General features: G+C 40.3%; 8 protein-coding genes. 2 read left to right on the top strand and 6 right to left on the bottom strand.

The annotated features are described in order from the left end of the window. Positions 1–333: 333 nt before the first annotated feature. From mscS to epd, 4 genes are all read right to left on the bottom strand, one after another. The gene (gene mscS / locus ACK5MF_RS16170; protein ID WP_416923598.1) at positions 334–1197 is read right to left on the bottom strand and encodes a small-conductance mechanosensitive channel MscS; all 864 of its coding nucleotides are present in this window, start codon (positions 1195–1197) and stop codon (positions 334–336) included. 450 nt (positions 1198–1647) lie between these two features. After that, the gene (gene fbaA, locus ACK5MF_RS16165) at positions 1648–2724 is read right to left on the bottom strand and encodes a class II fructose-bisphosphate aldolase (protein ID WP_416923597.1); all 1077 of its coding nucleotides are present in this window, start codon (positions 2722–2724) and stop codon (positions 1648–1650) included. Positions 2725–2886: 162 nt separating this feature from the next. After that, positions 2887–4050: a phosphoglycerate kinase gene (locus ACK5MF_RS16160; protein WP_416923596.1), complete on the bottom strand. Its 1164-nt coding sequence runs from the start codon at positions 4048–4050 to the stop codon at positions 2887–2889. A 149-nt stretch (positions 4051–4199) separates the two neighbouring features. After that, on the bottom strand, positions 4200–5225 hold the full coding sequence (gene epd, locus ACK5MF_RS16155; protein WP_416923599.1) for an erythrose-4-phosphate dehydrogenase: 1026 nt from the start codon (positions 5223–5225) through the stop codon (positions 4200–4202). A 223-nt stretch (positions 5226–5448) separates the two neighbouring features. On the opposite strand from epd, the gene ACK5MF_RS16150 reads away from it, so the two are divergent. Together ACK5MF_RS16150 and ACK5MF_RS16145 are read left to right on the top strand one after the other, a co-directional pair. Next, a complete protein-coding gene (locus tag ACK5MF_RS16150; RefSeq protein ID WP_416923595.1) occupies positions 5449–7182 on the top strand; it encodes a hypothetical protein in 1734 nt (577 codons plus the stop codon). 1 nt (position 7183) lies between these two features. Then, on the top strand, positions 7184–8101 hold the full coding sequence (locus ACK5MF_RS16145; protein ID WP_416923594.1) for a glycosyltransferase family 2 protein: 918 nt from the start codon (positions 7184–7186) through the stop codon (positions 8099–8101). Here the strand turns inward: ACK5MF_RS16145 and ACK5MF_RS16140 are convergent. Both ACK5MF_RS16140 and ACK5MF_RS16135 read right to left on the bottom strand, forming a co-directional pair. After that, entirely contained in the window at positions 8083–9264 is a 1182-nt protein-coding gene (locus ACK5MF_RS16140) for a glycosyltransferase family 87 protein (RefSeq protein ID WP_416923593.1), read from the bottom strand. The genes ACK5MF_RS16145 and ACK5MF_RS16140 overlap by 19 nt on opposite strands. Before the next feature lie 139 nt (positions 9265–9403). After that, positions 9404–10110: transketolase-like TK C-terminal-containing protein (locus ACK5MF_RS16135; RefSeq protein ID WP_416923592.1), on the bottom strand; the 707-nt coding region annotated here is incomplete at its 5' end.

Genomic DNA, 10110 nt, shown 5'->3' with positions numbered 1-10110 from the left:
TTCAGTCACTCCCCGCGCGTTTAAAAGATTTAACCGAGTCATTACGGGAGTTTATTATGCCAAAGCAAGACCGCCCAAATTATGAACGGGCGGTCAAGATAAAACCTATCAAATTCCCGTTGAAGAGCTCACGAAAAAAGAAAGAGAACTCTTAAACGAACAGCATTGTGCGAAGGCAGGAATCTAAATCCCAACCACATGCACAAGAGCGAGATCCCGGATAAATACTGCGTATTTTCCGGGATGACAGTTGCGGGGTCTGCGCATTATCAGGGATGACGGTCTGCTACTAATTATCCAGCCGTCTTTCCTGCACTCTTTCGTTCATCGATATTAATCGACTTTGTTGAGATGAACATCCATTTGTGGGAATGGAATTTCAATACCGTTCGCATCCAATGCTTCTTTAATCGCTTGCATTGAATCGAAGTATACACCCCAGTATTCCTCAGTTTTACACCAAGGACGAACCACAAAGTTCACTGAAGAATCCGCTAACGCCAGTACGCCGATAGTCATGTCTGGGTCTTTCAAAATACGCGCATCTTTTTCTAACGTTTCACGAATAACTTGCTTGGTCTTTTTCAAATCGGCCTTATAAGAGACGCCAATCACTAAATCGACACGACGAGTTGAGTGACGAGAGTAGTTAGTAATAGAGCCACCGATGATGGCACCATTTGGCACTACAACCATTTTGTTGTCTGGTGTTTTAAGGATGGTTTGGAAAATTTGAATCGCTTCGACAGAACCTGCCACACCTGCAACTTCAACATAATCACCCGACTTGAATGGGCGGAATCCAACAATCAGTACACCCGCGGCAAAGTTAGACAGTGAACCTTGCAATGCCAAACCAATCGCTAAACCAGCCGCACCGATTACCGCTACTACAGACGCAGTTTCAACCCCGACTCTGCCTAACGCAGCAATCAAAACAATAACGAATAGAACGTAACGCACCAGACCATGGATAAACTCGACAACCGCCTTATCCATCTCTTTCTTATGCAGAACTTTAGCAACGCTACCCGCAACCGCTTTAACAACCATGTTACCAATGATCAGGATAAGAATTGCCGAAACAATATTTACCCCGTATTGAATTAATAAATCTGAATTACTACTAAGCCAATCACTCATTTTATGCAATCCATCAGCAATTGGAGCATCCATATCCAACGATTCACCAGCCATACTTTCCTACCCTCTGAAACTTTTAATATTTTTCAACCGACCATTTGACTCAATGAGTTTGTCTGGCACTACAAATCTGCACTGCGATTTCACTCACTGTGGCTTTTATATGATATGACGTATAACTTTTTGCAAAGTCAGCGTTTTGCAAACTACCGAGCAAAAGGTTATTCCATCTATACTCAAACTACTTGAAGTTGCAGGTAGGCGGCAAGTGAGTGAATCCCCATGACCACAGATTACCATGCGTAATTGGGGTGAACGAACGTAGCCCCATACAAAAACATAAAGCGCTGCAGCTTCAAGTAGGAAGAGTATAATTAGATCTGTATCAGAGTAAGCAATAAATCCGTATTCTGCCAGTGCTTTGAAAAAAATAGCTTTTTCTGTTTCAGAACCGGCAAACAAAAAACCCGCTCAATGAGCGGGCTTTCTAGCAATCAATTAAGATTACAGTACGTCTACAGCGTTAAGGTCAGCAAATGCTTTCTCAAGACGAGCAACCATAGAAGCTTGACCAGCACGTAGCCATACGCGTGGATCGTAGTATTTCTTGTTCGGAGCATCTTCACCCGTTGGGTTACCGATTTGACCTTGTAGGTAATCGTGGTTTTCTGCTTCGTACTTACGGATACCATCCCAAGTTGCCCACTGTGTATCTGTATCGATGTTCATTTTGATAACACCGTAAGAGATAGACTCTTTGATTTCTGCTTCAGTAGAACCAGAACCACCGTGGAATACGAAGTTTAGAGAATTGGCTGGAATACCGAATTTCTCAGAAACGTACGCTTGAGAGTCACGTAAGATAGTAGGAGTAAGAACAACGTTACCTGGCTTGTAAACGCCGTGTACGTTACCGAAAGACGCTGCGATAGTGAAACGGTGGCTAACTGCGTTTAGTTTCTCGTATGCGTATGCAACATCTTGTGGAGAAGTGTATAGCTCAGAAGCGTCCATACCTGAGTTATCAACGCCATCTTCTTCACCACCAGTACAACCAAGTTCGATCTCGATTGTCATGTTCATTTTAGCCATGCGAGCTAGGTATTTAGCACAGGTTTCAACGTTCTCTTCCAAAGACTCTTCAGAAAGATCTAGCATGTGAGAAGAGAATAGAGGCTTACCAGTTTGAGCGAAGAACTCTTCACCCGCATCTAGTAGACCGTCAATCCAAGGTAGTAGTTTCTTAGCTGCGTGGTCAGTGTGAAGAATTACAGGCACACCGTATGCTTCAGCAACAGCGTGCACGTATTTTGCACCAGCTACTGCGCCAAGAACTTGAGTACCTTGACCTTCTAGTTTAACGCCTTTACCTGCGAAGAAAGCAGCGCCACCGTTAGAAAATTGAACGATAACAGGAGCTTTAACTTTAGCAGCCGCTTCTAGTACGCCGTTCACAGAATCTGTGTTTACACAGTTAACTGCTGGAAGAGCGAACTTGTTCTCTTTAGCTACTTGAAATACTTTTTGTACGTCATCGCCAGAGATAACACCAGGTTTTACGAAATCGAAGATCTTAGACATGGATTTAATCCTATTTTCTGTCGTTTTAACAAATAAAAACGGTGAGTTTAAATTCTTTCATACGTCTGCTCACAACACCTGAAGTTTAACAGATCCAAGCTTATTGCGCAGCAAACAATAAAGCGGAAATATAATTCCCGCCTTATTAATAATTCATGTTGATTAAGCTTTCGCGCGCTCTTCTAGCATCGCGACCGCTGGAAGTACTTTACCTTCAACGAACTCAAGGAACGCACCGCCACCCGTTGAGATGTAAGAAACATCAGCTTTGATACCGAACTTGTCGATAGCCGCTAGTGTGTCACCGCCACCCGCTACAGAGAAACCTGCAGATTTAGCGACAGCTTCTGAAATGCCTTTAGTACCCGCTTCGAAGTTCTTGAACTCGAATACACCTACAGGGCCGTTCCAAAGAATAGTTTTCGCGTTAGCGATGATTTCAGCAAGAGCCGCCGTTGAATCTGGACCTAGGTCGAAGATCATGTCGTCATCTTGAACATCTGCAACGTTCTTGATTTCAGCTTCTGCGTTTTCGTCAAATGCTTTCGCACATGCAACGTCAGTAGCCACTGGGATAGAACACTCTTTCATTAGCTTTTGAGCTGTTTCGATAAGGTCTGCTTCGTATAGAGACTTACCTACGTTGTGACCAGCAGCCGCGATGAATGTGTTCGCAATACCACCACCAACAACAAGTTGGTCAGCAATTTTAGAAAGAGATTCTAGAACTGTTAGTTTAGTAGAAACTTTAGAACCACCAACGATAGCAACGAGTGGACGCTCTGGCTTATCCATTGCTTTACCTAGTGCTTCTAGTTCAGCAGCAAGAAGAGGACCAGCACAAGCAACAGCAGCGTGCATACCAACACCGTGAGTTGAAGCTTGAGCACGGTGAGCCGTACCGAATGCATCCATGACGAAAATGTCACATAGTGCAGCATATTTCTTAGATAGTTCTTCTTCGTTTTTCTTTTCGCCTTTGTTGAAGCGAACGTTTTCAAGAACAACAAGCTCACCAGTGTTTAGCTCTAGACCGTCTAGGTAATCTTTAGCCAGTTTAACTTCGCAATCTAGTGCATCGTTTAGGTAGTTAACTACTGGTAGTAGAGAGAACTCTTCAGCATATTCGCCTTCAGTAGGACGACCTAGGTGAGAAGTCACCATTACTTTAGCACCAGCTTCAATACAGTGTTTGATAGTTGGTAGTGAAGCTAGAATACGTGCATCAGATGTCACTTTGCCATCTTTCACAGGTACGTTTAGGTCAGCACGGATAAATACACGTTTACCTGCTAAATCCAGGTCAGTCATCTTGATTACAGACATGGTTTGTCCTCTCAAATATTAAAAAGAAAAGTTTCTGTAAGCCCGGCTGTCCTGCCGAGCCTGTAAAATCTTAAACTGCATACTAATATGGGGCATTGGATATTTATTTCAAGTTCTAAAATAAATAATTTTGCCTTCTGGGGAGGTAACTACTTTGCAGCTTGCATTGCTAACGCCGTATCTAACATTCGGTTAGCAAATCCCCATTCGTTATCACACCAAACGAGCATCTTAACCAGATGTCCGTTACTCACTCGAGTCTGGCTTCCATCAACAATCGCACTGTGTGGATCGTGATTAAAATCTATCGATACCAGTGGTGATTCAGTATAGTCAACAATGCCGTGTAATGTACACTGAGATGCCTCTATCATGGTTTGATTTACGTCATTAACTTTCACATTTGCGTCAATGGTGACACTTAAATCCATCGCGGTCACATTTACGGTAGGAACTCGTACCGAAATTGCTTCAAATTTGTTGGAAAATTTCGGAAAAATTCGTTCAATCCCTTTATGCAGTTTTGTATCAACAGGGATGATAGATTGACTTGCAGCACGAGTACGACGTAAATCGCTATGATAGGCATCGATCACTTGCTGATCATTCATCGACGAGTGAATGGTGGTAATAGTGCCAGATTCAATACCAAAAGCTTCATCCAGCACTTTTATAATGGGTACGATACAGTTGGTGGTACAAGAACCATTCGACACAATATGATGCTGCGCAGTCAGTGTTTCGTGGTTCACACCATAAATAATGGTGTTATCGAGATCAGAAGAACCCGGATGAGAAAAAAGAACTTTCTTTGCGCCTGCGGCAATGTGTTGTTCGCCATCAGTTTTAGAGCCATAAACACCGGTGCAATCCAACACGATATCAACATCGAGATCTCGCCAAGGTAATAGATGAATATCTGCAGAGTGCAGAATTCGCACACTATCAAACTCACCATTTTCGTGATGGACATAAAGATGTTCTTGGTCATGAGAAATCTTTTTACCGAAACGACCATGGCTGGTGTCATATTGTAGCAAGTGTGCCATAGCATCAGGCTGAGCCAACTCGTTGACAGCAACCACTTTGATCTGCTGAGCTTTGCCACTCTCATAAACAGCGCGCAAAACATTACGCCCTATTCTTCCGAAACCATTAATTGCGATTTTTAACATCTGTACGACCAACTGACTAAAAATTCGTGGCACAAATACTACCCGATGCTCGCGTAAAGCGCATCCATAACATTTGTCTCATTCCTTTGACAATATACCTGATTGCACACTCGCCATAGTTAAGCCGATCACTAATTAAGCACAGCCCCTTATAAACTAAATTGCTAATTTAGTTACTTAAACTACGCTTTTTTTATTAGGGATGATTTGGGTAGTTGTAGATTTGGAGCGTGTTAAAAACTTGTTTTTAGTTGTGAAGCGTCATGAAGCGCTCGCATTGAGCATTATTCTCGCACTAGCAATGCTCATCATTCGCTATCCAAGCGTCGCTGAATGGAACTTAGGTGATAATGATAACTTCATGCGCCTTCACCAGATTAAGACATTTATTGAATCACCGTCTTGGTATCTGCATCCACTGCAAGATTTTAATCCTCAAGATGGGCAGATAATGCATTGGTCTCGCTTACCTGATCTGCCAATATTGGCTGCCTATTACCCACTGAAACTGTTTGTCACTCATGAGTTAGCACTGCAACTCAGCATCAGTGTATTACCTTTAATTTACTTATTGGCATTAGTTTATTTTCTCACTCGTATCACTTGCACGGTATTCAACGTCAAACCGCCCTTTTTAACCGTTATCTACGCCTTTTTTTCTGTTGCATCATTAAAGTTTCTGCCGGGACATATCGATCATCATAATTTGCAACTGCTGCTCTTTAGCAGCTTTATATGGGCGATATTCTCCCCCCAGTATCATCAAAAATGCTATCTTTATACCGCTTCAATCAGCATTGCACTATCGCTGCTAATTGGTTTAGAAGCGCTCCCCTTCTATATTCTGAGCTTAGGTTTTTTAACTATTTATGCGCTCTATTATGACCTAAGGAAATTGACCCACATTCGAAATATCGCCCTGCAAGTAGCTCTCTTTGGCGCATTGCTAATGGTACTTTTTCAACCAGCGAGTAGTTGGTTTAACCCACAATACGACATATTAACCTTACCCTTGCTCTGTTTCTTCTTGGCTGCAGCACTAAGCTTAAGCATCACAAAACTTCATCCAACGCTGATCGTTTTATTACTCACAACATTAATATTCTCAGGCTCTACGTGGTTACTCTTCCCTCAAGTATTAAAATCACCTTACGCGACTTATCCAGAGGTACTAATCACCTACTGGCTTAATCACGTATCGGAAGCTCGTCCTTTACCACAAGTATTTACAGAAGCAAAACATTTCTCAGCTAACTGGTTGTATATTGGTACTATATTCCCAGCTATCTTTTCTATTTTCTTATTAAAAGAAAGTAAGCAGCGAGTCTATTACTTAATCTTCTTAATCAGTTTACTTCCGGCCATATTTTGGCAAGTCCGTACTATTTTATTTTCTTCAGTACTAGCTATCCCGCTGCAAGTTATTCTTGGTTTAAGACTATTTAATAAGATAAATACTCCGGTAATACGTATTATTATCCCTCTATTTATATCACCCATATTATTTGCCGTAGTTATTAGTCATATAGAGGGAAGCTTGCAGAAAGAACAAGATAAAAAAGAACCATCAAGTCTGAATGCAACCGACCTTATTAAACAATTAGATATCACAGGTAAAAAGATTTTTGCACCGATGGATCAGGGAGCAAACATTATCACCTTAACCAATAATTCGATTATTACCGCCCCTTATCATAGGAATATTAGAGGCAACCTTTTATATATCAATACATTGCTATCTGATGACCTAGATAACACCTATTCATTATTAAAAAAGGAAGGTATTGAACTGTTTATGTTTGAGAAAAAAGATAACCAGAACAAATATATGTCACAGAAAAAAAGCAATCAAAGCTTACTACAAAGGATGCTGGATGATAATCCACCAAGCTGGCTAATTCCTATCGGTAATAATGGTGATGGTATTACTCTCTATAAGCTAAAGGAGCGATTGTAGTATGCAATGGGATCATTTAAATATTGCTGTTCTCTTACCTTGTTTTAATGAGGAAGGAGCTATTGGTCATACCGTCATTGATTTCAAACAACAACTCCCACAGGCCACAATTTACGTCTACGACAATAACTCAACAGATAACACAATTGCGGAAGCAAAAGCAGCCGGAGCAATAGTAAGAAAAGAAACAAGACAAGGTAAAGGTGAAGTTGTACGTAGAATGTTTGCTGATGTAGATGCCGATATCTATGTGATGGCAGATGGTGATGAAACTTATGATACTAGTGCTATTCCCATTTTATTAGACACTTTACTCAATGAGCATGTCGATATGGTTATTGGTACTCGTTCAACCCCTGTTGAAGCCTATCCTAAAGGACATATTCTTGGTAATAGGCTCTTTTCAACACTAATAAATAAGTTTTTTAATGCATCGTTGAGTGATGTATTTTCTGGTTATCGTGTCATGACAAAGCGCTTTGTAAAAACTATTCCCATTATGAGTGATGGGTTTCAAATTGAAACAGAACTGACCGTACATGCACTCCATCATAAAATACCAATATTGGAAGTACCCACTATTTATAAACCCAGACCAGAAGGTACAAAAAGTAAGTTACGTACTTATTCCGATGGATTTAAAATACTTCGTTTTATAATCTTTCTAATTAGAGATGTAAAACCATTACTCTTTTTTTCTTTCTTATTTTTATTATCATCCATAACCTCACTAATGTTAGGGACTCCAATAATTATAGAGTTTGTTTTGACTGGATTAGTACCTAAATTTCCCACAGCTATTCTCGCAAGCAGTATTGGAATTATATCAATTACATGCTTATTTACTGGATTAATATTAGATAACGTTAGCCGTGGCAGAATGGAAAACAAAATAAACAATTACAAATCAATAACATGATTTGGTCTATCTAACTTTAAAATCAACAAAAAGAGCAGCATCAATGTTAGAATTGGGAATATTGGCCATCCCAAAAAACCAAGAGCCGTCATAGTCAGAGGCATTAACCAAAGAATAACTAACAATATTTGTTCTCCGTATATAAATCCATTATTAATTCCATTTTGTAATTGCCATATAATAACAAGACTTAAAGCTGCCATATCATATGAATGGATATAGGGGCTAACTAAATATGTAGCAGTAATAATAACTGAAATCTTCAACTGAAAATTATCAGACTTTCTAAATGCATAGATAACACTAAGAATAGCAATAATCGCACTAATGATCTGCGCTCCCCATGCTAAAGAGAGATTATCAAACCATAACCTTATCGACATAAATGGGGAAGGTTGCATAAATAATGCTATACCTGTTCCATGCTCTATAAAATTTTTAGCGTAAATCCATGGAGTGTTATCAATCCATGCTCTCCAAACATCCATACCAAATGCGAATGTGCTAATAGCAAAAAGACTAATCGATGAAATTACCGCCCAAGTAAAAGTTTCTTTATATTTACCAACAATTAACGCTATAGGTATAAGAATACCCAAATGTGGTTTTATAGTTAAGATACCTATCAATATACCCGCAACTTTCGGATATCGTTCAATCAAGCACAAACCCAATACTAATAAAGTGCCAGTGACTAAGCCATTTTGTCCCATGCTTAAATTAAGAAATGTAGTTGGAGCTAATAGTAAACAAAAAGCAAGTTTACTTGTTGTGACCAATTTTATACATAATGCATATAGTATGAGACCAAATAAACTCCAGATAGCTAAAGCTGCTATGTAATCCAATTTAGCTAAAGGGAGTAAAAATGCTAGTGTTTGAGGAGGATAAACAAAGTTAAAAGCAACACCAGAATCCTTAACCTTGCTAGGAGCGTGAGAAACTAATAAATCAGGATTATAAATATCATTGAACTTACCCACGCTTGCTAATTGGATAGCTGTCCACGAATGAAGAAAGTCTCGCCCAACAATTTGTCCTCTGGAAAGCTCCCCATTAAGAAAACTTTTATTATCAACATAAAGAAATTTTAAGCTGCCAAATAATCCAACTAACAAACCAACAATTAAAATAAATTTTGACGTCTTAGCTTGAAGAAACATCCATTCCTCACTCAAGTTTATAAGCAATTATTTTATTATTAAAAACAGTAGATTAGTTTCTCGACAAATGCGAATTTAAAATATGGTATCCAACAAAAAACGAGCTCTAAGGCTCGTTTTTTATTTAAAAAGTTGTCGCTTACTTAAGCAACTCTTTCGCTTTCTCAACCACATTTTCAATCGTAAAACCGAACATCTTGAACAGTTGATCTGCCGGTGCAGATTCACCGAATGTGGTCATACCGATGATTTTGCCGTTTAGGCCAACGTACTTGTACCAGTAATCCGCAATACCTGCTTCGATAGCGATACGTGCAGTTACGTCAGCAGGAAGTACTGCTTCACGGTAAGCTGCGTCTTGTTTGTCGAATGCATCGGTTGATGGCATTGAAACAACGCGGACTTGTTTGCCTTCAGCGGTAAGTTGCTCAGCCGCTTTCACAGCCAGTTCAACTTCAGAGCCTGTGGCAATCAGAATTAACTCAGGTTTGCCTGCACAATCTTTCAGGATGTAACCACCCTTAGCGATATCCGCCACTTGCTGTTCTGAACGTGGTTGCTGTGCCAGGTTTTGACGAGAGAAAATCATCGATGTTGGACCATCTTTACGCTCGATAGCCAGTTTCCAAGCGACTGCAGATTCCACTTGGTCACATGGACGCCATGTGCTCATGTTTGGTGTTAGACGTAGCGATGCCATTTGCTCTACTGGTTGGTGAGTTGGACCATCTTCGCCTAGACCGATAGAGTCGTGCGTGTACACTTGGATATTCTGAACTTTCATCAGAGCCGCCATGCGCATTGCGTTACGAGCGTATTCCATGAACATTAGGAAAGTCGCGCCGT

This window comes from Vibrio sp. (genome assembly GCF_047973365.1).
GTDB lineage: Bacteria > Pseudomonadota > Gammaproteobacteria > Enterobacterales > Vibrionaceae > Vibrio.
The sequence above is the reverse complement of the archived record's forward strand: the minus strand, read 5'-3'. Positions and strand labels throughout refer to the sequence as shown.

Excerpts from the sequence above, each read along its gene's own strand:
- mscS (WP_416923598.1), bottom strand. The coding sequence starts at position 1,197 with ATGGCTGGTGAATCGTTGGATATGGATGCTCCAATTGCTGATGGATTG.
- fbaA (WP_416923597.1), bottom strand. The coding sequence starts at position 2,724 with ATGTCTAAGATCTTCGATTTCGTAAAACCTGGTGTTATCTCTGGCGAT.
- ACK5MF_RS16160 (WP_416923596.1), bottom strand. The coding sequence starts at position 4,050 with ATGTCTGTAATCAAGATGACTGACCTGGATTTAGCAGGTAAACGTGTA.
- epd (WP_416923599.1), bottom strand. The coding sequence starts at position 5,225 with ATGTTAAAAATCGCAATTAATGGTTTCGGAAGAATAGGGCGTAATGTT.
- ACK5MF_RS16145 (WP_416923594.1), top strand. The coding sequence starts at position 7,184 with ATGCAATGGGATCATTTAAATATTGCTGTTCTCTTACCTTGTTTTAAT.
- ACK5MF_RS16140 (WP_416923593.1), bottom strand. The coding sequence starts at position 9,264 with ATGTTTCTTCAAGCTAAGACGTCAAAATTTATTTTAATTGTTGGTTTG.